This is a genomic window from Cohnella hashimotonis (genome assembly GCF_030014955.1).
GTDB lineage: Bacteria > Bacillota > Bacilli > Paenibacillales > Paenibacillaceae > Cohnella > Cohnella hashimotonis.
In genome coordinates, this window is sequence record NZ_JAGRPV010000001.1 from 3,762,518 (window position 1) to 3,787,833 (window position 25,316).

Sequence of the window (25,316 nt, forward strand, 5' to 3'; positions counted from 1 at the left end):
TTTACATGCCTCCGATTAAAGCTGGAACGGCCGCGGCCGGTAATCGAACGCTTGAGCCGGAACCGGAAGACCGTAGCTTCTCAGCTGCTGCGCTCTCGTGACGACGGCCGCTCCCTCCAGCAGGTTGCAAGCGATTTGGACAACCGTGCGGTTTTGCGGCTGTTCGAGGAAGGAGCCTGCCGCCCAGGCGTTGAACGAACCCATCGCCGGCCCGCACCAGATCTGGTAATCGAGCTTGCGCTCCTGCGTCCCGTCGATCGCCCAGCGGCTCGCCTTGCCCAGATACCAGCGGAAAATCAAAGCCATCTTGTGCTTCGGATCGCGCGCCGCCCGCTCGAGCTGCCCCGGCTCGCGCTTTTCGAAAAACCGGGCGGTGTCCGCCCAGATTGAATCGAGCGGCGCCTGGAACACTTCCTTCTCCAGCTTCAGGCTCACGCTCTCCGGTATGTCCTCGATCCGGTTATAGCTGCGGTACAGGTCGAGCAGATGGAAGCCGCGGGCGCTGAATAAAGTGCCGCGCTTGAGCACCTGCACCTTGACGCCTTGCTCGAACATGTCGGCGGCCGGCGCCATGACGACGTCGGCCAGTCCCGCCGTGGCTAACATGGCGCGGCCCTCGTCCGACAAGCCCGACTCCACCGCCGATTGGTTGACGGAGCCGGTCATGACGTAGGCCGCGCCGAGCGCGAAGGCGGCAGCCACGGCCGCCGGCGTACCGAGCCCGCCCGAAGCGCCGACGCGAATCGGGGTTGCGTACTTGTATGCCTGCTGCAGATCGTCACGAAGACGCATAATGGCGGGGAACAGCGCCGTCAGCGGACGGTTGTCGGTATGTCCGCCGGAATCGGCTTCGACCGTAATGTCCTCGGCCAGCGGCACGTAGGCGGCCAGCCGCGCCTCCTCGGCAGTCAGCAGGCCTTGGCGGACGAGGTCCGCGAGCATTTTGTCCGGCGCCGGCGACATGAACGGACCGGCGACCTCGGGCCGCGAGATTTTCGCGAAGAGACGGTTGCGGCGGCGAATCGCGCCGGATGCGTCGAGCGCAAGTCCGCTGCAGGCGTAGCGGACGATGCTCGGCGTAAGCCCCATAAACGCGGAGGCCGACACCCGCGTGACGCCCCGGCGGAGATACAGATCGACGATTTGCGCCTCCATCGCCGGCTCGTTGGGCGTATGGATCAGATTGATGCCCCAGGGCAGCCCTAACGGATCCAGCTCGCTTTGGATCACATCGAGATTTTCCTGGACGCGCCCAGGCGGAAGGCCCGCCGCGCCGAAAAAGCCGAGCATGCCGGCCTTCGCCATGGCGATGACCATCCGCGCGGTCGCGATGCCGTTCGCCATCTCGCCCGCGATGTAGGCAAAGCGCACCCCGTGCGCTTGCGCGAACGCGCCTCCGCCCAGCCACTCGGGATAGAGCGCGGGCAGCATCGCGGCGAGCGGATACTTCGCCGTCTCCGCGTCGCTAGCGGGCGCAACGCTCCCGCCGAGCCCTACGCCTAAAGCGCCGTTCTCGCCGTAACGGACGACGTAGGCCGGCTCGCGCACGCGAGCGGCCAGCTGCGCAAGCTCCTCTCCGGCAAAAGCCGGCCCCGTATCGCCGGGCATCCATTTAAGCGTTGTCTGCATGCGTGTTTTTCCTCCGTTTCGTCACTTGCACCTTCGGCCCGGCTTGGCCGTACAACCAACCTGCAATCGAAGCGAGCCATTGTCCTGCGGGATCGTCCCGAACGCGAAGCTTCCCTGCCGACACGCCTTGCAGCAATGCCGCGGCTTCATCGCTGCACGCCGAGAGGCGCGCAAGCGACGCCAGCAGCACCGCTTGCTCATAAGGCACATGCGCAAGCTCCGTCAGTAAGCGGATTTGCTCGATCAACGCCGGGTCGCCGCCGTTTGCGCCCGGCGCGTCGCCCTTCTGCGCAGGCGTTCTTCCCGTACCGTTTAGCGCCTCCAGAATCACCTGCTTGCGTGCCGGCAAGGGCAGCGCCCGCAGCTCATCCGGAAAGATCGGACGTCCGATATTGTAATGCTGCCTGCCATATCCGACGGGGAACTCCAGCCGCGTCTCCGATTCTTCAGTCGGCAAGCCGCCCGCGAACCGGACAGGCACGATCGGAAGGTTGCCCTGCAGCGCCAGGTCCGTCCAGATGCCGCTTACGACCGTAACCTCTTTATTCTCGGCCCGTGCGCGCGTCCCCTCGACATGCACGAGAATCGATTCGTTTCCTTCCGTCATGCGGACGGCCAGGTCCTTCAACGTTTGCAGCATCGCCATTTGGTCTTCGCGGTCGACATGAACGATCGGAATCGTGAACCGCGCATTCGGATTCGCGCCCAAATGCGCGAGCATCCGGCCGATCCACGAGTCGCGGTGCTCCTTCTTGGCGATCGCCGCCACGGGACTTTGCGTCAGCCCTTCCGCCAGGCAAGCGAACAGCAGCGATTCTACGGCCGTCTGATGGTTCGCGAGATACAACACCGGTCCCCGGCTCGCTTGCGCGAACCGTACGGGATCTTCGACGACGAACCGGCCGACAAAGCTTGCGATCAGCGCCCGGTACAGGTCTTCGCCGAGCCAGGGGCCGCTGCCGAGCTTCCGCCTCCAGTAGCCCATCGCCCGCTCGATATCCCGGGCAGGCGCTTGAGAGGCGACCCGGATTTCCCGATCCTTTTCCTCCACCGCGATGGGATGGCGTTCATATGGATATACGGCGCTAACGGCGGAGATTGCGTTCTCGTCCACGTTTACGGTCGAAGGATGAACGCCGGCGATAAGTCCCACGTGGTCTTTGATTGCCACGAGCCGCGTCTGCTCCTTATAGCTCACCGAAGCGTCAATGCCGTATACGGCCGCCACCGTGCCCGCGAGCCAGTCCGATCCCCGCACCTCGGCCTCGGTCAGCTTTGTGACGCCCCCCTCGCTACGGGACAGCGCTATATTTTCCACATAAACCCGTTCTTGTAAAAATGCTTTCCGGCTCCGGCCGTCGCCGCGTCCGATCCGTCCCTTGGGCATCAGCACCTCGACGAGCCGCAGCTCCGCCCATAGCCGTTCGCCCCGATAGAGGCGGATCCGGAAAGCCGGGAAACGCGCGTCTCCTTCGAAGCCGTCGAAGCGAACCTCGCAGCGGACTTCGCCGTCGGTCGGCGTATCTCCGTAAAACCGGCATGCCGTCATCCGGTACGGATAAGCGACCAGATCGTCCCCAATCTCGGGCGCCCACAAGGTCAGCTCGTCATGCGGAATCGCGTGGGTCGCTCCGTCGAGCAGAAGCGGATTGAGGCACCCGATCGGAACGGACGCCGCACCGGCACCGGCTCGGTTTCCCTCCGCCGACAGGAGGGCGAAAGCCCCGTTCGTGCCGCGTACGATCGCGCTCGCGATTTGAAAGGCAGGTCCGTGGAATACCCGTCCGGATTCGTACGGATCGGCGACAGGCTTCGGCGCTTTAAGCGGCTCCAAAGGCCGGGAAGCCGCTTCGTCCGCAGCCGGATAGCGATCTGCCAGCTCGTACCGGCCTGACGCGATTTCCTCGAACCGGGACAACCGGGAATCCGGCGCATCCCGCCAGGCGTACAGCGTTACGTCGTAAAAGACGCTATTTTCGCGCGCATCCCGGTTCTCCGCCCGGCGCACTTCCGTTCGCAGCAGGCGGGGCCGGTCGAAGATGAGCCATCGCTTGAACTGCACGTCCGCCGCGCCTGCAAGGAAGCGATTCGGCTCGCGATTGCGCGCGGCCGTCGCCATGGCGTCCAGAATAAAGGTCGAAGGCATCGCCGGCGCGGTATACGTCGGGCAATGATCCCGAATCCACGGCTGCGCCTCCGGGTCGAACAGCGTTTCTACGACGACGAAATCCGTTTGCTCGCCGTTCGTCTCCTGCGCCGCCGCGCCGGTTCCGCCGTCGTCCACCAGCCGCATGCCCATGAGCGGAACATAGTAAATTTGCAGACCGTCCACCCAAAGCGACGCTTCGGCCTTCACATAGACGCCCCGCTCGTCGCGGCCCGTCTCCAGCACGTCGAGGTCCACGACAATCCTTTCCTTCTGGGGCGTCACCTGGCCTCTGTACTTCCAGACGATCTCCATGCCTGTGCCGAGCGCTTCAAAGCGCGGCTGCTTCATGCCAAGGTCCATGCCCTCCCGGAGCATATGGAACTGCAGCAGCTGAACCATCGCTTCGACGCCCAGGGAGCCCGGCTGCACCGGGTCCTGGTAGAAGTGCGCCTTGAAAAACCAATCGCCCGCATCGACCTTTTTCTCCGCTCTCGACCGGCCCAGGCCATGCTTGCCGCCTCGGCTCCAGTGGCCGGTCACGCGATCGATCATCAGCAGCTTGCCGCTCGCCAGACGCGCCCGCTGACTTTGGGGGCCGGCGTGGAATACGGCTGCGTCGCCGCGCAGATCCACCTCGAAGCCCGACGGCTCCTGCATTCGCGCAAGTTCGGCCTCTCCCGCGCCGAGACCGACCTGATTGGACAAGTCCTCAAGCGTGAAGTGGCCGAATACGGTCGACATGGTGAACACCGGCGCATCGGGCGCGTCCGCCAGGAAACAGTCCACCTGGAACGATTCGATATACGTATGGCCCATCCGCGACAGGCTCGTCAGGCTCACCCTTGTCCGCAGCGTGCCGGCGTCGGGGAGCACCTCGCGATGCATGGTCGCTTTGCCGTCCAGATTGCGGAAATAGGCGTCCCGCTCCGGCGATTCGGGAATGCCCAGATAAGACACCAGCCACCCGCAAGGCTGCAGCGCAGCCTCCAGCAGCACGCAGAAGGGCATCGTGCGGGAACCGTTTTCGGCAAAATACCACGCGTCCGGCGGGACGTCGTATTCGGCCACGATGACCGTGCCGGTCTTGGGCACGCCGAGCTGTCCGCCGGCCTCCGTCACGCGCGTCATGAAATGATAGGGCGGCCCCGGCAAACGGGGCACATGCTTGCCCTCGTCGTAAACGGCGTACCGGCTGCCGAACGCATGCGACGGCTTGCCGAAGGCGCAGGCGAGCAATGAGTAATAATCGAACGTGACGCCGCCTGACGTGGCTGCCCGCGGGTCGTTGCGAGTGCCGTCCGCCAGATGCCGAAGCTCGGTGTGCAGCGGAAAATCGGACACCAGCCGCACTGCAAGCCGGCTGCAGTGGAACGCCTTGCGTCCGTCCACCGTCAGCAGCACGTCTGCAATGACCGTCGGTTCAGGACCGTCCATGACCTCCTGGACGAACACCTCGTACACGAGGCTGCGGGATTCGGGCGTGACCTGGCCGCGGCAGATCATTTTGTACGGCAGCTCCGGCACCGGCTCGAAGCGCCAGCCGTCCTTGCGCAGCGTATAGCCGAGGCCTGCCAGATAGAAGGACATCGCCTGCACGCAGCCTTCGAGCATGAGCGTGCCCGGCATCGCCGGGTCGTTCTTGAAGTGCCCGGCAAAAAACCATTCGTCCCCGCTTAAGGCCGTCTCCGCACGGAGGTAGCCGCGGCGAAGCGGCCCGCCGCCTTGCTCGAACGCCGTCACCTCGCCGAGCAGCAGCATGCGGCCGCTCTGGATCGAAGGCGAGCAGGTATGCGTCTGCGCGAACGCAAAGCCTTCGCCGAAGCAGCCGTACAGGTCGCCGGCCGCGAAGGCGCGCACTTCTTCCGGCGTATATCGCGTTTTGACTTTACTTACGCGGGGCGCGTCAAGCCGCGCTTCCCGCCCGATTTCTACTTTGGCCGGATCCCAGATGACCCCCGCAGAATCGCGCAGTTCTTCTTTTGTGAAAAAGCCCGCCTGCCCCTGACGCATCGTCATCCTTCGGCGCCCTTGGCCGTCCGTGCAGTCGTAATTAAAAAAGAAAAGCCGGATATCCCCGTGCTTGGCATGCGAATCGACGCGAATGTCGTAGCTCAGCGTTTCGCCCGGCGCAGGGAGCGAGCCGTGGAACGTCAACTCGCAGCCGAGCAGCCGGTATGCGCGTTCTCCCCGGTTTAACATGTCGATGCCGAGCCATGAGATGAGCAGCAAATCCGCCTGCCCCGATTCGATCATGATGCCGAAGGGCATGCGCCCCTTGTGCAGGTACCAGGAATCGCTTTGCACGTCGGTTTCGGTTCGAATGGTGCCCCGGCCCATCGAGAGCGGCTCCCCCGAGAGCGCGACGACCCGGTCCGCGAGCAGCAGCGGCGGTTCCGGCATGCGCACCTGCACCGCATAGCCGTCCTGCCCGGCGAAGCCGGGACCGAAGACGTCGGATATGCGCCCGGACGCCAAAATTTCGAGCTGCTCGCGGGTGAAACGGATGGGCTGCGCTTCTGCGGACGGAGCCTCTGCGGACGGGGCCTCTGCGGACAGCGCCTCCGGGAGGTGCGACGCCGGCGCGTGCGCAGACGACGCGGCAGGATGGGCCGGTTTGGCAGGCGTTTGCGCGGATGAAGCGGCAGGATGGGCCGATTCGGCAGGCGCTTGCCCGAAGAAACCGGACGGTGTCGCCGCGGCAGCTGTCGCAGGTATCGCAATCATGGATGCAGGCGCATCCGTCAGCGACGCAGGCGTGCCGCGCGCCGGCTGCGGGCTGCTGTTATTCAGCAGTTGCATCAGCCGAAGCTGCATGCCGTTCTGCAGCAGGATGTATTGACGATGCGCGGACGCCATTCTGGCGTAATCCCCGGCGGGCGCGGGAATCGCGGTCGCAGCTGCCGGCTTAACGGCAGGCGCGAGAATCGCAGCCGCAGTTGCCGCCCCTACGGCAGGGGTTTCAGGCATCGCCGCCGGCGCCGTTTCGTGAATGATTTTCAATGGCTTAACCTCTTCCTGTCCGATTGCATGTCCCACATCCGGCATTATTGTCACTATATTCGGCAGGACAACCGGCGGAAGATGCGCAGAGAACGTCATGGCGGCGGTTTTCCCGTTCCTGCTCCGGTCCATGCTCCGTTCGGCCAACCGCGATTGCAGCCGCTCGATATTTACATCGACGCCGTGCGCGAACAGGCGCGCAGCCGCCGTCGTCGCCTGCTCCAGCGAATCGGCGCCGGGCTGATCCAGCCCGATGCACAGATGCTCGCGGCCCGCCAATATTCGGCCGATCCAGTCCGAGCATAGACTGCGGGGACCGTGCTCGACGAATACGCGCACGCCGTCTTCCCAAGCCTTCAGAATCGTTTTCGGAAAGTCGACGATGCCGGTCGCCATCTCCAGAAGCGCATCGGCCGCCCGGTCGGCGTCCGGCTCGTAGTGCGTCGCCGACACGCCCGAATAGAAACGCACGCCGGGCACCGGCCATGTCGGGCGACGGTGAATCTCCCGCCAGAGCGGCGCGATGACCGCCAGCTCCGGGCAATGCACGACCATGTCGTAGCCGAGCGGATAGGCAGGCGCCGGCCTCAGCTTGTCCAGCACGCGTCGGCAGGCGGCCGGCTCGCCGCCGATGATGCAATCTTCCGGCGCGTTGTGCATCGTAAGCCGGACGCGCGCCTCAGACGCAATCGCTTCGCGAATGGCGTCAGGCGATGCCATTACGCGCCAATTCTCCCATTCCGGCCGCGTCTCCCCCCATGCCTCCTGCAGAACGCGGTAGGTTCCGGCGAGCTCGCGGCTATAGATTCCGTGCTTCTGCAAGTCGCGGAATAATCCGTCCAGATTGTCCCAGGCGCCCATCGCCGCCAGCGCGTTCGTCTCTCCCGAAGACAGTCCGATGGCGGCCTGCGGTCTCAGCCCGAGCCACTGCTGCGTGAACGCCGCATGAATTTGCGTCAAATAGGAAGCTCCGCCAAGCATGGCGAGCGGGTCGGGCGCCCGGTCGGCCTGCTCCCCATAGACCCAGCCGGCAGCCTCGGCCGCCGTACGGAACCGGCCCTGGATCGCGACGCCCAATTCGGGAATCGCCGCCAGCAGCCCGCTCCCCATGCCCCCGTAAGCGGACGCCGCGCCCGAGAATACGAATGCAAGCTCGCCTCCCACGGGCGTCTCCGCGTAATGGATGCCCGGCCCCGCTCGAAACGGTCCGGATCCGGGAGCCGCGATCAGCCGCTCAAGCTCCCGCGCAGCCGATTCTCTTGCTGCCGACAGCTCCATGTCTCCGCGCGCGACGATCGCCAGACGAACGGCGCCTTGCGCCGATTCCGTTCCGTCGCGAAGCGATTGCAGCAGCGACCGGCGGTCATCGGCTGCATACGCATGCAGCATTGGCGCAAGGGAACCGCGAGGCACGAGCGGAGCGCAGCCGTCTCCTTCCGCAAGGAACACGGAGCCCGACGCGCCGCCGAACGCATGGACATCTACCCGTACGGTGCGTCCCTCATCTCCTCGCAGCCAAGGGCGCGGTCCTCGCCTGCTTCCGTACGGCAGCAAGCCGTGGTGCAGGGCAAGCGCGCCTGCCGCCACGTGCAGCAGCCCGGAAGCCGCGTGCGAATGGCCGAAGCGCGATGCAAGACTCACCGCGTCCCCGTCATCCGAACCAAGCAAAAGCCCCGGCTTCGCGGCGCCGCCGCCAGCTGCGGGCAGCACGGCATAGACCGTGTTGCCGTCGCGCCGGGCATCGTCCAGCCGCTTGACCGCCAACGCGACCGAAGCATCGCCCGGCCGCTGTTTTCCGCCCTCAAGCATGGCCGCAGCCGCTGCCCGGTGCACACTTTCGCAGCTGAGATCGACAGCCCCGACCAGGGCCGCGTCCAGCTCGCCGCTTCTTAAGGCGCGGGAAGCCAGCTCGAGCGCCGTAATTCCCGACAGCTCTTCGCTGGATACGGTAAAGCCCGGACCGGAAATTTTGAAATGCTTGTTCAGCCGGTTGGCGGGCACATTCGGCAGCAGTCCGACGACAGTAGAGGATTCCAAAGGTCCGTAGAAAGCATTTTGCAACGAGGCGACGTCAGCCCCCGACACCTGAAACCCGGACAGTGCCGCCCGCTTGCCGGCCCACTCCCCGATTCGCACCCGCGCGATATGCCGGGAGATCTCGGCATCGCACTGCATGCCGACGTATACGCCGACGCGGTCGCCCGTCAATCCGCCCGCTTCCGCCGCTGCATCGGCCGCCGTCCGCAGCAGCGTCACCTGCTGCGGCAACGCCTGCTTCAGGTCGACGGGCGGCACCGAAATGTCCTGCAAGTCGAGCGAGATGTCGCCGGAGCGGAAAGCCTCCGTTCCTTTTTGTCCGCGATCGCGATCGTCCGCCCCGAATAAGGCTGCCGCCCATTCCAAGGCTGTCCTGCTGCTGCCCGCGCTTACGCCGATGCCGACGATGGCCAGGTCAGCCTCCATGGGGCTTGCAGCTTCTTTTTCACGGGCGCGCTTCGTCGTCGCCGCTCTGCCTCCGGGCTCGTAACGTTCCACGATCAAGTGCGCATTGTTGCCTCCGAAGCCGAAGCCGCTCAGCGCCGCCCGCCGCGGGGCTTCCGACTGCCAAGTCTCTCCCGGCTGCGGCAGCCGAAAGGGCGTACCCTCCAGCAGCTTAACGGGTTCCTCCGTATGCAAGTGCAGGGTGGCGGGGTAGACGCCCTCCTCCATCGCGCGGAGCAGCTTCATCAAGCCCGCCATGCCCGCCGCCGTCACCGGGTGTCCGATATTGCCTTTGATCGAACCGATCGGAATGCCGCTTCGTCCGGCAAACACTTCGCTCATGCTCTGAATTTCTACCGCATCGCCAAGCGGCGTGCCGGTCGCATGGCATTCGATCAGCGATATGTCCTGCGGCTCGAGACCCGACATGGCATAAGCCTGGCGCATCGCGCGAATTTGGCCGTCCCTGGCAGGAGCGAGCATGCCGCCCTGCCCGCCGTCGTTCGAGAGACCGATGCCCCGAATGACTCCAAGAATACGGTCGCCTGCCTGCTCGGCATCGGCCAATCGCTTCAGGGCGATGAAGCCGCTGCCCTCGGAAGGCACAAGACCGTCCGCTTCCGGATGGAAGGGCCTGCTCTGTCCGCTCCGGCTAATCGCCTTCAGCGCACGAAAGCCCGTATGCAGAAATAACGCGTCCGTTCCGTTCACGGCGCCCGCGAGCATCAGGTCCGCGCTGCCGTCATGCAGCCGGTCGCAGGCAAGCTTGATCGCATAAAGCGACGAAGCGCAGGCCGCATCGAGGCAGAACGCGCCGGCGCCGAGGCCGAACGCCTGCGCAAGAAAATGCGCGGGATAGCCGGACATGAACCGGTTGACCGCATCCGGCGGTTCGCCGATCTCCTGCGCGAAAAGCGGCCTCGAAGCCTCCTCTTGCTGCGCCTGCAGCCATACATGCTCCGCATACCGCGACATCGATTCGGTCGGCAGCGAGAGATTGCCGATGACCGCGCCTGTCCTTTTATGTTTGCCGGGGCCGGCCGCCGGATCGGGGAGCGCCTGCGCGGCCGCATGAAGCATCCATTGGACCATCCGGTCCATTGCGCCGATCCGCTCCGCATCGACCTGTAGACCAAGCCGATCCCATTCCGCCCGGAAGCCGTTGATGTAGCCGCCGCGTGTCGACCACTCGGTCGCGTCCGAGCCGCGCCGGGAGGCTGCGCGGGACAGACGCCATCGGCCTTCTTCAGGCTCCGTCAGCGTCTCCCGCCGCTCGGCGACGATGCGCCATAATTCCTCCGGGTTCGCCGCGCCGGGGAACACGCAGCCCTGCCCGACGATCGCAATCGGCTCGAATCTCATGCTGCAATCTTCCTCTCACTCTTGTACTTGCTCCTGGTTTGGCACGATATGCATCTCAACGTCCCGAAGCTCGGCTGCCACTTCGCCTTGTTCATTCAGCCAGGTCAACTGCGAAACGGTCTTGTATCTCCCCCGACGCTCGCTCTGAAGGCGGCAGACGACAGGTTGATTAAGCGGTATGGGCCGGTAAGCCGCATACGACCCGATCTTGGTTGGAAGGGTCAGTTCGCCGAACGTGCGAATGCCCCATAGCCGCGAGAGCTGCAGCCCGCCGTCGATCATCGCCGGGTCGATCCCGCCATCCCGATCCGACCACGCCGTCATTGCATCATGCCCGAGCTTCGCTTCCGCGCCTTCGCTGCCTGACAGCGTCAGCTCGCGAATGACCTGGAAGGCCGGACCGTGAAAAAGCTTGCTGCCGTCGTAGACGTCGGACGGCTGCCAGTCCCATGGCTCGATTCCCGCATGAGGAAGCGGCAGCGGCTCAGTCGGGATCGCATCCCGCTCCATGCCCATTTCGACGTCGGCCGCATAGTGAACGCGGCCTCCCTCTCCCCGAAGTTCGAAGCTCAGCCAAGCTTGCGCCAGGCCGTCCGTCCGGTCGCTGCACGTCAAGGTCAGCCGCTTGCGCGCGCCGTCCTCCGCCGCAACGACGATCCCTTTCTTAACATTCAGGTTTGAACACCGCTTGACGTCAAGGTACGGATATGCGGCCTTGGCGGCGCGCACGAACCAGTCCATGGCCATCGCGGCCGGCACGACGGCGCTGCCGCCGATGCGATGGTCGTTCAGCCACGGCGCAAGCGACGCTTCCGGCAGAAACAATTCCGCGGTCCACGTTTTTTCCGACGCGCCTTCGATCAAGGTCGGCCTGTCCGCCGAGCGGCCGCCGATGACGACCTCCACAGGTCCGCCTGCGTCCGCCGTTTCCGCCACGAAAGCGGCGGTCCCCGCTTCCAGCGGAATCAGGTTGACGCCGCGCTGTTCAAAATGTTTCTTGAGCAGCGGACTGACCATCCCGCCGTCCCAAGGTCCCCAGTTGATCGACTTCACGATGCAGCCGGGGCCGCGCCGGATCGCCTCCGCTTGGGCGCACTTGTTCAGCACCTCGTTCGCCATGGCATAATCCGCTTGCCCGGCGTTGCCGCTACGCGCGGATACCGAGGAGAACAGGCAGATCAGCGTGAGCGGATCATTCTCCGTGACGGCCAGCAGCGTCCGCAGGCCCCCGACTTTCGTATCGAATACATAGTCGAATTGCTCGATCGTCTTGTCCGCGATCGCTTTGTCGGCCAGCACCCCTGCGCCGTGCACGATGCCGGTGACCGGCCCCCACTTCGCACGGATCGGCCGCAGCGCTTCCCGCAGCGCCTCCGCATTCTGCACGTCGACCGGTACATAGACGACCTCGGCGCCCAGTTCCCTCAGCGTCTGCAGATTGCCGGCAATCTCGCGGTTCATCACAATGCGCTGCACGCGCCGGCCGAGCTCTGCGAGACCGATGACGGCGCCCTCCGCCTTCGCCTGTTCGAGCAGCGCGCGCTTCATCCCCGCATCGTCGGCGATCCCCCTGCATACGGCGGGCTCCTCTTCGAGCGGCGTTCTGCCGAGCAGGATGAGGCGCGGGCGCTCCTTCCGCGCCAGCGCCGCGATCGCCGCGGCCGTAACGCCTCTTGCCCCGCCGGATACGAGCAGCACCGCGCGTTCTTCCGCGCCGCTATTGCCGCCGCTTGCCCGTGCGGCGAGCGCCGGATCCAGCTCCAGCACCGGCGTCACTCTCGATCCGCCGCGCTGCAGGCCGACCTCGACTTCGGGGCCGCCTTCGGCCAGCTCCCGAAAAATGCGATCCGCGGCCGTCTCTGCCGTAAGCCCTGTCCGGTCCAGATCGATCGCTTTGACGGCCGCCTTCGGCCATTCGCGCGCCGCCGTCTTAACGAGCCCCGTCAAGCCGGCCGTCCATACGCTCCGCGAAGCCGGCGCATCCGCCAGGCCGAACGAGCCGCCGGTGTCCTGCACCGTGACGAAGACGCCGCCCTGCTGTGCCATTTTCGCGGCCACCATTTTCGCCGCCTCGAAGGCACGGCGGTTGACCGAGAGCGCCTCTTCATCCGTGCTGATCGTCTTTAGCGCATCCAGCCATATGACAGCATCGGCTTCTGCGGATATTGCCGTTACCGCGCGTGCCTGCGCCCCTGCCGCCTGCATGCGCCCGGCAAGCGCCGAGGCAATTCCGGTTCCGTCGTCCATGATCTCAACGGCCGCGCCGTCCCACAGGCCCGGCATCGCGAGGCCTGCCGCCGGCGCCGGGGCGGCCTTCACCCCGTAACGCGCGACCGCGGGCCGATTGAGATCATGGATTACTACTTTTTTCCCGCGGACGCTCCGCCCTTGCCGAGCGCACGGTTCATGTAGTCGACGATTTCGCCAAGCGTGTTGAGCGCCGCCAATTCGCCCGGCTGCACGTCAGGCAGCGCCGGCAGCTGCTCCTGCACGGCGGACAAAATCTCGACGCGCTTGATCGAGTCGATTCCGAGTCCCGCTTCGAGCTCGATATCGAAATCCAGCATTTCGACCGGATAGCCGGTCTTCTCGGCCACCACCTCGAGCATGACCGACCGTACGTCGCTTGCCTGCGCCTGCGGTGCTGCCACAGCCGCAACCGGCGCCGCCGGCGAAGGAATCGGGGTCGGAGCCGGCGGCACGTAAGCCGGAGGCGCAGCAACGACCGGCGCCGGCGGCATGTAGGCCGGAGGCGCGGCAACGGCCGGCGCCGGCGGCACGTAAGCCGGAGGCGCGGCAACGGCCGGCGCTGGCGGCACGTAAGCCGGAGGCGCGGCAACGGCCGGCGCCGGCGGCATGTAGGCCGGAGGCGCAGCAACGGCCGGCGCAGGCGGCACGTAAGCCGGAGCAGGCACATACGGACTGGCTGCCGGCACGGCTGTCTGTGCGGGAACCGCAGCAGCGGCCGCCGCTTCAGGCATGGCCGCAAAAGCGCCGAAGCCGCCGGCTGCCAAGGCGCTCAGTCCGGCCAGCGAAGCTTCTACCGTGCGCAGGAAAGCGACGTGTCCGTCCGCCATCGCGCGTTGATAGGCGGCATGCGCCTCGACCGTCTGGCGCTGCATTTCGGTGATCGCACCCAGCAGAATGGATTGCGTAGTCGGGTAGGTAGACAATGTATTTTCCTCCTGATTATCGTAAGTTCGGGCTATCGTTGTATGTGAAACATCATGCTGTACGTGGGCTTCTATTTCGATTCCGAAGGCGTGACCGGTGGCAATCTCATGGCGACCGGCTGCATCGGCGAATATCGGACCCGGCGCTTCCCTCATCGGAGGCACGATAGCCGCAGTCGGCTCAGTCATCCGCAGCGCCGCGGCAGCGACCGGTGCAGTGACCGGCGCAGCGACTGGCGCAGCGACCGGCGCAGCGTCGGGCAACCTTGCCTCATTCGGCTTTGGAAGCGCCGGCGTACCGCCCTTAGGCGGATAAGGCCTTCCGCTGTTGACCCCGCTGATCGGTATCGTAAAGGCCGGCTTCGGACGGCTGCGCGGATCTTCCTCCTGTTTGTATTCGTCCCAGAACGGCGCAAGATCGACCGGAACGCCTGTGGCTGCAAGCCGACCGAGCGCATGCCACAACGCGTTCACGCCATGCTGTCCCTTGCGGTCGGTCGCTACGGCCACAATGTCCTTGTCCGGCAGACATTGCTCGACGAGCCCGGTGAGTACGGCGCTCGGCCCGACCTCAATAAACGTACGGACGCCGCGCGCATAAAGCGCCTCTACCGTCTCCGCGAACAGGACCGGCTGCGCGATTTGTTCGGCGAGCCGATCCCGCAAGCCGTCCGGCGACGAAGGGAATGGCTCGCCGTCCGCGTTGGACAAGACGACAGCCTCTCCCTCGCCGATCGGAACGTTCGTCATAAACGCGCGGAATTCGGGGACGGAGGAAGCGACGAGCGGCGAATGGAACGCCGTAGACACAGGAAGCCTTCTCGACCCGATGCCTTCGGCCGACAGCTTGTCCTCCAGGCGGCCGACTTCCGCCGCTTCGCCGGACACGACAACCTGGCTTGGACTGTTATGGTTCGCGCATGCGACCGCTGCGCCGCTCTCCGCAATGAGCTCGCGAACCCGCCCGACGGGCGCGAACACCGCGCTCATCGCGCCGCTTCCGGCAGATGCCGCAGCTGCCGCCGCCATGAGCTCGCCGCGCTTTCTCGCCGCCTGCAGCATGTCTTTCTCTTCCAGAATTCCCGCTGCGCTTAAGGCGGCAAGTTCGCCGAAGCTGTGACCGGCTGCGTATGCGGCCTGCACGCCCGCCTTGCGCAGCACCTGCAGAAGGGACTGGCTCATGGCGCCGATGGCCGGCTGCGCCCACTGCGTCTCCTGCAGCCGGCCGCGCTGCGCTTCGAGCTCTTCTTTGGCGAAGACGGGCCGCGGGTAGACGATCTCTTGCAGGCCGACGCTTGCGTCCATGTCCAGATCGGCCGCCTTGTCCCACACGGTCCGGGCTTCGTCGAACGCCAGCAGCAGCTCCGCTCCCATGTTCAAATACTGGCTGCCTTGACCGGGAAACAGCATCGCGACTTCGCCGGGATTCGCGTCATAGGCATAATAGATTCCGCCGTTGTCGTCGATCCGCCGCTCCGGATGGCGGTCGAGCTCCGCAATGGTCTTCTCGAGCTTCATGCGAAGCCCGCCCAGGTCGGAAGCTACGAGCGCCAGCCTTGCCGGCAGCTTCGAATCGTAATCGGATTGCGTCCGACGAGCCAGATAAGCAAGCAGCCCGTCATCCTCAGTCAGGCCGGATAGCAGCTCTTCGCACTGCGCAAGCAGCGACGACGGATCGCCTGCGCTCAGCAGGAGCAGCTCGGACGGCATGCTCCGCAGCTTCCAAGCTTGGCGGCCCGGACCGTTATACTCCTCCAGGGTCACGTGAAAATTGCTTCCCCCGAAGCCGAAAGCGCTGACCGATGCCCGTCTCGGATGCGAAGCACCTCTGATCCAGGGCCGGACTTTCGTATTCAAATAAAACGGACTCCCCGCAATATCCAGGTTCGGATTGGGCCGCTCGACCTTGATCGTCGGCGGCAGCACCTTGTGCCGGAGCGCCATGACGGCCTTGAACAAGCCTGCGGCGCCCGCCGTGCCCTTCGTATGGCCGATCTGCGACTTGACGGAACCGAGCGCGCACCATTGCCGGTCTTCTCTCTCGCCGTCGTTGAATACCGAAGCCAGTCCTTCGAACTCCGCCGCATCGCCGGCCTTCGTTCCTGTTCCGTGCGCTTCCATCAGCTCTACGGTAGCCGGCGAATAGCCCGCCATGTCGTAGGCGCGGCGAAGTGCCTTGGCCTGTCCTTTGGAGACGGGCGCGTACACGCTTTTGGACTTGCCGTCGGAGGATGTGCCGAAGCCTCTCAGCACGGCATAGATCCGGTCGCCGTCCCGTTCGGCGTCCTTGAGGCGACGCAGGGCGAACATGCACAGCCCCTCGCCGAGCATCGTGCCGTCGGCCTGATCCGAGAACGGTCGGCAATCGCCCGTCGGCGAGAGCGCCGGCGTCTGGCTGAAGCACATGAACATGAAAATATCGTTCAGCGTATCGACCCCGCCCGTAATGACGAGATCGGACTTTCCGGCCAGCAGCTCCATCGCCCCCATCGAGATCGAGGTCAGCGAGCTGGCGCAAGCCGCATCCACGATGCAATTCGTGCCCCCGAGGTTAAAATGGTTGGCGATTCTGCCCGCGATGACATTGCCGAGCAGGCCCGGGAAGGAGCTTTCCTTCCAGGGCACGTACTCGGCGGCGATGCGGTCGCTGATCTCCTGCACCTGATCCTCCGGCACGCCGCTTTCCCGCAGCGCCTTGACCCAGACCGGCCGCTGAATGCGGCTGCCGAGCTCGACAGTGAGCTCCGAAGCGGAGGCCGTGCCGAGAATGACGCTGATGCGATCCTTGTCGATCGCGCTGAACGGGCCGGAAGCGGCGTCCTCCAGCACGCTTTTGGCCACCATCAGGCCGAGGAGCTGGCTTGTGTCGGTAGCGGGGATGTTGCTCGGCGGCATCGAAAATTCCTTCGGATCGAACTGGACCTGCGGAATGAAGGCCCCCCGCTTGGCATAGGTTTTGTCCGGCGTCATGGGGGTAGGATCGTAATAATCCTCAATGAGCCAGTGCGTAGGAGGGATATCGGTCATGAGATCCCGGCCCGCCATAATGTCGTTCCAGAATCCCCGGTTGTCGGTCGATCCGGGCAGCAGCGCGCTTACGCCGACGATCGCGATCGCTCCGGATCCTTTTGCATCGTTCACTGGCAGTCCTCCTTAATCACGTTCGCGCAAGCATGAAATCGCCAGCTCATCGCTGGTCAAAACAACAGGTTCATCCGGAAATTGGGCCCCTTCCTCCGCGCAGACCGCCATAACGGCGCTGCCCATGCCGTACAGCCGCAGCGAACGGGGCATGGAGGCCATCGAGCCCGGATACGCGGGGTAAGCGTGCGCGAAGCCGCCTTGAATGACCACGTAAAAATCGCGCAGCGGCAGCGACATGCCTAGCCCCTCCGCTTTCATATAGCTCTCTTTGCAGGTCCACAGCTCATAGAAGCGGCGAAGCCGCTCCGGTTCGGGCAGCCCGAACAGCTGCTCTTGCTCCCGATCGGCAAAATAACGGCTTGCAATTGCGTTCGTATCGATCGGAGCCATCTGCTCGACGTCGATGCCGGCCGGCCGGTTGTGAAGGATGCACGCGACCCATTCGCCGCTATGGGACAAATTAAAATGAAAATCCGTCGCTTCCTTTATGTACGGCTTGCCGTATTCGTTCCTGGCAAATACGACGCCGCTTATCTGTCGCCCTAGTCGCTTGCGGAGCAAATACCGGATCAGCGACTCTGCGAGCAGCTTCCGGTCGCGATCAGCCTGCAGCCGGTAACGGCCGAGCCGGCTTCTCGTTTCTTCCGGCAGCTCCGATGCAAGGCCATCCGCGACTTCGGACGACAACGGTCCGGCGATGCGCACCGCAAAGATGTCGGGCATGGCCATTCTCCCTTGGCATATTAGATAAACTTTAGTAATCCGGGGACAAAACACGGTTATGTGCCCCTGAAACAACGACTTCCGTCAGACGAGCCGCGAGTCGTGGTTATCATGCATGCATTTTCTATTATAAGGGAATAATCCTCTATCGGGAACGATAAACATGTCGAAATGATAAGATAATTGTCACTTTGCGGAAGAAAAAACTACTCAAATAGTCTTATTTCACCCCGTCTGCATCCATGGGCTTTTAACCGCAATCACGATTTGCTAAGGGTCTAAAGCTTCAATTCAAAAAAACCGATCCCGGTCGCTTGACCGAGATCGGTTTTATTTCGTTTACAAGCATCCAGGTTCGTTATTTCTCTTTTAAAACTAACTTACCGTGACAGTGATTTTCGCTTCTTCGCCTTTATACACCGCTATAAGGTCCGTCGTTCCGGCATTTAAGCCTTGCACGATTGCGCTTGCTCCGCGCGACTGTAATAGCCGCGAGATATATCCGTCTTTGCTGTACCAAATGATACTGTCGGGATCTGTCACCGGATTGTTGTTGCCGTCCAGCACCTGCGCGCTGACCGTGCTGCTGCCGTATAAACCTAATGAAAGGTTGCCCGAGTTGATCTGAACCGTGTACGGCGTGTTGTTCGGGCCCGGATACGTATAACCTTTCGTATTGCCGAATGCTTGGCTGTTGAAATCGCTGCTGCCGCCTTCCCAGGCTGAATTGCTTCCGTTTACCAATTGAGGGTCCGTCCCCTGCACGCCAAGCACATATGCATCCGAGTTGATGACGTTCAATTGCCCGCCGGATAAATTATACAGAGACGTTCCGTTATTTTTGCCGATAATCGAATCGATGATATTGACCGTATCCGCGTCTTCGAGTCCGATCTCCGAGTTTTGACTGTTCCAGAACGTGCTGAAGTAAGCATCGACTTTACCGTCGCCGGTCACATGCAGATTGAGTGCGTCTCCGCTTCCGCCCCGCTTGAACGAATACCCGCCGATGGCACGGATCAGAGTCGCTTTTTCGGCCGACCACAACCGGTAGTTCCGCTTGTTGCCGAAAGAGATCGTATCGATATACACCGGATTTCTCGATTTATCGTCATAGCCGCCGTCCGTGCTGTCGAACGCCTTGCTGCGCAAATAAGTCAAATTGTACGACGCGCGCTCGGCCGTGAATCCGTCGCCGTTCCAATAGTTAGTGCCGTCCTGGTGCCAGCTGTTGCGGGCGGTCACGTCCTGGAACAAAATATCATGATCGAAAATGTAGGGGGACTCCGCCGGCGAATTCCCGACACTAAAGCCGAACGGGAAATTGCCCGAATACCAATTCGCCTTGCCTCCCGCGTCGGCATTGACGCCAATGACGCTCGCCAAATAATTTCCGTTGCGGAAACGAACGGCCCTTTTCGTATAATTGGTATAATTGCCGCCTTTCACGACGATATCGTGGGTACCCGCATTCAAGTTAGAACGTGTCGCTTTGCCCCAGAAGTATATGCCGTCGCTCATGTCATGAACGCTCACGTTATAGATGCGGATTCCTTCGCTCTGCCCGTTGACATAGATGCCGTAAAAATAGTTGCCGATGACGATATCCTGAATCTGCCAATAGCTGACGCCAAGCGGTACGTCTATGAATTTTCGCGAGCCCTGGCTGGCCAGCGTAAAATCGCCGATGAATTCAGGCAGCCCGCCGCCCGTATTCATGCCGAGCAGCTTCTTCATATGCAGGACATCCGTACCTCCGTTGGACAAGCTTAACGTCTGCGGCACCGTATACGTTCCGCTGCCAACGAAAAGCGTATTGGTAACGCCTGTCGCATTCCATGCAGCCTGCAGCCCGCCGGCTTGGTCGCCCTTGAATGCGTTGGCCCAGCTGCTCCCGTCTTTCGTCCCCGCCCCTTGCGGCGTCACATAGCGGTTGACCGGCTGCGGCGTCGTTGGCGGCGTCGGCGGCGTTCCGACCGTCGTCGCGGACAGAATCAAGTCACCGAATTCCGAGGTATTGTTCCAGTTACCCGCAGTGCCCGCCCATACGAGCTGCCCGTCACGGACGCCTCCGTTATCGTCATCGTTGACACCGATGTCGAAGCCGATGACGGTCTGCGCCGAAGGCGAGACGCCTAAGTTGATCCACGGGATGGCCAGCTCGATGCTATAACCGCCTGTTATCGCCGACCACCCATGCTTCACGCCGACGTTTTCGCTCAATTTCTCGAACAGACCAGTGTCGTTGTACCTTTTGCGGAACTGCCAGTCTTTTAAATCGTAAGTAGTGCCTCGATTATGATCGGCGTCGATAAATAGTTCAACCGAATCATCGTCGAAGGAGTCCGTCGACGAATCGTTGTACAGATTGCCGTCGAGCACCTTTACGCCTACATACAAATACTTGTCGTCCCACAGCGTCCCGTAGGTTACGGTATTGTCAGTCGTGCTTTGAACTACCTTGGATGCGCTTTGGGCGATCGTCCAGACAGACTCGTCCAGAACCCCGTTTACAGTAATCGGACTTAACGTTTTTTTGGCGGTAACGGTAGCGGCATTCGTAGTAAGAGCGTCAGAAACGGTGACATTGTCGAGCGTGAACGTGGAAGACGTTCCTCTCGTGCCGATTTTCCCTGCGGAAAAGGCGGTATCGGAAGCGCTGATTTTTTGTACACCATCCACAAATCCGGTTAAGTTAGCGCCATCTACCGATAATTTTAGGGTATATGCCGTGTTCAGATTAAGGGTCATCGCCGTTTCGGCGATAAGCGCAAAGGTTCCGTTTACTTTTTTACTCAGCTGTACGTTATCGTTCGAGCTGTCGATTCTTAAAATGTAAAAGTTATTATCATCGATGTATCTTGCGATAATACCCGCATTGCTGCCCGACAGCAGTTTTACTTTCGCTTCCACGGCATAATTCGTCCATCCGGCGTTTCCGGCAACGGCCATTTTCTCCGTAATGCCTCCGCTCGAATATTGCGCCTTGTAAACCATTGTGCTGTCCGATATGACGCTAAAATTAGTAGCTCCCCCTTTCACAACGGACCAACCGGCCGCATCTCCGTCTTCGAAATCGTCGGAAAACAATACGGCTGCGGATGCCGCTTTCGGTTGAACCAACCCACCCGAAAACGCGAAGCTGAACACCAATAAAACCGCCAACATCCTGTTGAACCCTTTATTCGACCTCATCAATTACACGACTCCCTTCGGATTTGAAATCATGGAAGCGATTACATTTTCTTGATTCCGATGACTCCTCCTGGTTCGGGAGCAGACCAAGGGGACTCCATTATCCCCAGTTGGCCGTGCAGCGGAACCGGAATACAAAAGCCGCCTGCTCGGGCACCTTGTCGGCATACAGACGAATGCGGTGAATGACGCGGGTGCGAACCGGGTTGGCGTCATTTCGGAGCACCTCATGCTTCGCAGTCAACAAGTCTGCCTCGTAGTCCATCACCGCCTTTCCCTGCCGCCCTTCCCAGATGATACAGCCCTGCTCGATGCGCGGCTCCGTCAGGCTGATAAAGGTTTCGGCGAGCCGGTTGTCGGACGCCCGGAAGACGAAAGCATCCGTCAGCGTCAGCTCGGCCTCCCCGCGTTCGGGATCGCAAGCCCATTGGAATGTCCGGCAGAAGGAACCCAGACCTGCTCCCTCCGGGTACGCTTCGGTCAGATCCAGCTTGACGGTCAGCGTCCGTTCGCGAATATCCGTTTCTCTGATCACCCCCTTGTAGGATTCCCCCGTCCCCTGAACGCAGCCGTTAATGAACGGTACAGTGTGACCATCCGAGGAAGCATGCAACTGCTCATATCGCTTCTCTCCAAAATAATCGCGGGTGTATGCGCCTTGTCCCAGGTCCACAAGCAGCGTCTCGCCTCCTGCATGCAGGAGGAAGTGCCCCAGATCGTTATGATTATGCGGCTCGTCGTTGTGCCCTCCCTTCGCAGCGAAAGCGAACAAGGTCCCGCCGAGCCTCCGTTTGTCTACAACCCAGCCCGCATCGGCGAATAGGTACGTGCCTGTCGTGCCAGGACGGTGGAAATGGGCCGGATCCGTCCAGAGCAGATTGCGGACCATCTGCGGAAACCGGTATGTCGAGTTCTCATGGAACCGGGCTGCCCTGGTCATCTCCGGAAGCGGTGCTTGGATGCGTTCGTACAGCCTGCTGTGCAGACCGGTGCTCAGGAACGGCTGCTCTACGCTATCCGAAAAGTTGACGGATTGCGGCGAAGTCAGCTCCACGGCAGCCGGGAAGCGAGCGATGGCGGCGATCTTGTCCTCCTGGAGCAGATCCAGCTCTCCTCCGGTATACGCCCTCAGCATCTCGGCGAAATAAACATAATATCCGAACCCGTATTCCCAGTAGCTGATTCCTTCTGTGCAGCAGCCGTCCGCCCCGAACCCTTCCAGGAAGCATGCCATCGCGCCGGCAAGCCGACCGATCATGCCTGCCAGACGCTCACGGTCGTCAACCAGGAGCAGCGCGGCCATTCCTACCGCTCCGGCACAGACGGAAGCCCAGTTGCTTGTGCGCCACTCCCAGCGGAAGGTGTATGCGGAGCTGAATACCGGCCCGAATACCCGGCGCTCGAGCTCCTCCTTAACCCGGTGCACGACCCAAGGATTGAGCCGGTCCTCGAGAAGATACAGCGTCTCGGCCAATGCATGCGCCGTCTCCGCCGCGAACAAGTCAACCGTCTGCGCCATCGGGACGCGCGATTCGACCAGCTGCTCGTAGGACCATGGCAGATGTGCGGGCAGCGCCCACGACTGCTCCTCGCAGATCGCCCAGATCAGATCCTCCAGCGTTTCGAGCACCGCTTCTTCCGGCAACAACCAAGCCGCAAGCGCCAGGGCAAGCAGCCGGCCCCGGCGGTCATAATAGGCCTGCTGGTATTCCGCACGCGTACCTTGCTTCACGAACAGATGAAACTTGGAAAACAGAAGCGCCGGAATCGGTTCCTGCCTTGCTCTGGCCGACGCCATCCGAATGTCCTCCATGAGCGGGGCGAAGATCTCGGACTGAACGATAGACTTCTTCCGTTCGTCGGTGAGCGGCACGCCCAGCAGGCGATCCCGGTCGTACGCCGCCGATCGTATCGCCGAATGGATACGATTGAAGCTGATCATGGATCCACTCCCTCCTCCGTATAGTTGTCTCCTTCGACGAATTCAGTTTGATTTTCTTCCGATATCGCGTCGCAGTCTATATTCATGAACTAACTAGCTGACCGCAAAGGCTGTTTAGCCAACGCTTATTCCGCAGGTCATACGAGGCTATTCATTCCTTCACATCGCTCCCTGCGCAAAAAACAGCGCCGCCTTTTTACAGGCCAGCGCTGAGCTTGAGTTTGCATCTATTCAATTATTGATATGCTCCCGGCATTTCTCTCCCGATACTGCCCGGGCGTAATGCCTTCAATTTTGCGGAAGTAGCGAATGAAGTTGGTCGGGCTCGTATACTTGAGCTTCTCGGCAATTTCCGTCACGGTCATGCCCGTCTCTGTCAACCAGCCCTTCGCCATCTCAAGCCGATGCTTCAGCAAGTATTCGCTGAAGTTCACGCCGGTCTCCTGACGGAACACCTTGCTCACATAATGAGGATGATAATGAATCCGGGAAGCGCATAGCTCCAGCGTGAGAAGCGTATCGAACTCCTCGTGGATCATCTGAATGACGGCATCGGATATATTTTGAAACTGGGAGCTGCGGCGCTCTTCCAGAACAGTGATGACCGGCGCGATCAGCTTCTGCAGAAACCACGCCTCCATCTCCTCCACCGTTCGGAGCTGGGACATCTGTTCAATGAGCGGTGCCTCTCCAACCGCCAGCTCGCTGAACGGAACCCCCTCCGCCTGCAGCAGGCCGGTAATCTCGGTCAGCAAACGGAATACGCTCAGCTGGTATTCCTGGAAGTGGAACGGCGGCCGCACCAGCTCCTGCATGAAATGACGCAGCTTCTCTTCGGCCTGCAGCCGGTACCCGCTTTTGATCGACGCAAGCAGCTCCTGCTCCAGCTTCAGCGGGTAATGAACCGTCTCGGCCGGTCCGGATACAACATCCTCACTATAAATAATGGCCTCGTTGCCGAGCCGTACCCGGTAGTTCAGCGCCTCCTCCGCCTCCTTGTAGGCGCGCGGCACGTCCGTCCACTGCGCTGCCGGCTTGCTCAAGGCAACGCTGACCGTCACGTCCAGATAGTTGGACGCCGCCTTCTGAATCGCTTCCGCCCACCGCTGCAGTTCGGCGCTCCATGCCTCCGGGTCGTCCTGCACCGTGCCCAGCACATTCAACTGGCTGCTGCCGGAGACGATCGGCGCCAGCCGGTTCGTCTGCGGGACGATCTCGCTGACCATATTGCTGATCGCGAACAGCAGCAAGTCCTGATCGTTGCGGCTGTACCGCGTTCCTTCCAGCGTATCGATCTCCACCGCCATCACCGTCATTTGACGCCAACCGGCCGCATAGCCGAACATGTCCAGCTTCTCGTCAATTTCACGCTTGCGCACATCGCCCAGAATGAGCTTCTGTACGAAAAACGCCTCAAGCTGTGCCGTGTAGCCTTCGATCTGGCTGGACATTCTCTTCTCCCGGTCGAGCAGCTTCGTCACATGCTGGCCGATCTGCTGAATATGATCCTCCTTGCGGTCGCCCGGATCCCCCGACTTGTCCCCCGATCCGACAAGCGCACTGTGGAGCATGCGGATCGGCCGGTACATATTGTTGGACCCGAACCAGGCGGCAAATAAGATCAAAAACAGAATGCCGGCGCTGATCCACCAGGTGAACTGCCCGATCGACCGGGATTCTTTGGTAATCTCGTCGATCGAAGCGGCTGCGACATAATACCATCCCGAGAAGGCGGAGTGGACGTAGGTCACCCCGTACGATTCGCCTCCCCGCTTCACGACCAGCTTCCCTTCAGGGGCGTCGCCGGACAACTTCTTCTCCAGCTCCGCATGGCCGAGCAGCTGCTGTACGGAGCCTTGATCCTGACCGAGCAACAATTCCATATGGCTGTCCAGAATTGCCGTGCTTCCAAGCGGGTTCGCCTGGAGCAGCAGTTTGCTAAGGTGCGAGTAGGGGATATCCACCACGACGAGCATGGCCGGGTTGGCTACGTAGAGCGGACTCTTTTTCAGAAACCGGATGCCGTGCTCATTTTTAATCCAAGTGGAATTCATGGAGGATTTCAGAAAGTTCTCGTAGGGCTGCAGTTCCTCTTCTTTATTGTCAAACGTGGCAATCCCCGCATTGTTAACACGCCAAAGGTATTGCATGTTGTACAACGTCACGTCGAATACGCCAGTCTCATAGATTTGCAGTTGGCGCATGCTGGATTCGAGCTCGCTGAACGGCCCGTACTTATTATAATCAAGCGGGATATTATACAGATCCGTGCCTTGCGGGCTGTTGAGGAACGCCACCAGGGCAGTCTCGACCGTCTTCATATTTTGCTCGACAGCAAGCTGGCTGTGCTTTAGAATCTGCAGATTCCCCGCTTCCACATACTTCTGAATCGTCGTGGAAGCGCGGAAATAAGACAGGAACCCAAGGATTGCGAGAGGTACGACGCCAAGGAGGAACCCATACACCAGCAATTTATTCAGATAAGTCATCTGGCGAAAGCTCATGGTCGTTCCTCCCT

Annotated in this window: 8 protein-coding genes; all 8 read right to left on the reverse strand. The window is 61.9% G+C overall.

From position 1 onward, the window contains the following. Positions 1–15 precede the first annotated feature (15 nt). Entirely contained in the window at positions 16–1,629 is a 1,614-nt protein-coding gene (locus KB449_RS15285; protein ID WP_282909205.1) for a PfaD family polyunsaturated fatty acid/polyketide biosynthesis protein, read from the reverse strand. Beyond that, positions 1,613–10,621, reverse strand: coding sequence for a beta-ketoacyl synthase N-terminal-like domain-containing protein (locus KB449_RS15290; protein WP_282909206.1), 9,009 nt, complete (start codon positions 10,619–10,621; stop codon positions 1,613–1,615). Before KB449_RS15290 ends, KB449_RS15285 begins: the two co-directional genes overlap by 17 nt. Before the next feature lie 15 nt (positions 10,622–10,636). After that, entirely contained in the window at positions 10,637–12,904 is a 2,268-nt protein-coding gene (locus tag KB449_RS15295; RefSeq protein ID WP_282909207.1) for an SDR family oxidoreductase, read from the reverse strand. A 77-nt stretch (positions 12,905–12,981) separates the two neighbouring features. After that, positions 12,982–16,935: a beta-ketoacyl synthase N-terminal-like domain-containing protein gene (locus KB449_RS15300; protein ID WP_282909208.1), complete on the reverse strand. Its 3,954-nt coding sequence runs from the start codon at positions 16,933–16,935 to the stop codon at positions 12,982–12,984. A gap of 12 nt (positions 16,936–16,947) precedes the next feature. Continuing rightward, complete coding sequence (locus KB449_RS15305) at positions 16,948–17,661, reverse strand: 4'-phosphopantetheinyl transferase family protein (protein WP_282909209.1); 714 nt, start codon at positions 17,659–17,661, stop codon at positions 16,948–16,950. 375 nt (positions 17,662–18,036) lie between these two features. Then, the gene (locus KB449_RS15310) at positions 18,037–20,613 is read right to left on the reverse strand and encodes a sugar-binding protein (RefSeq protein WP_282909210.1); all 2,577 of its coding nucleotides are present in this window, start codon (positions 20,611–20,613) and stop codon (positions 18,037–18,039) included. A 343-nt stretch (positions 20,614–20,956) separates the two neighbouring features. Continuing rightward, positions 20,957–22,798, reverse strand: coding sequence for a heparinase II/III family protein (locus tag KB449_RS15315; RefSeq protein ID WP_282909211.1), 1,842 nt, complete (start codon positions 22,796–22,798; stop codon positions 20,957–20,959). Between the two features lie 227 nt (positions 22,799–23,025). Continuing rightward, on the reverse strand, positions 23,026–25,302 hold the full coding sequence (locus tag KB449_RS15320) for a helix-turn-helix domain-containing protein (RefSeq protein ID WP_282909212.1): 2,277 nt from the start codon (positions 25,300–25,302) through the stop codon (positions 23,026–23,028). Between the last annotated feature and the right edge of the window lie 14 nt (positions 25,303–25,316).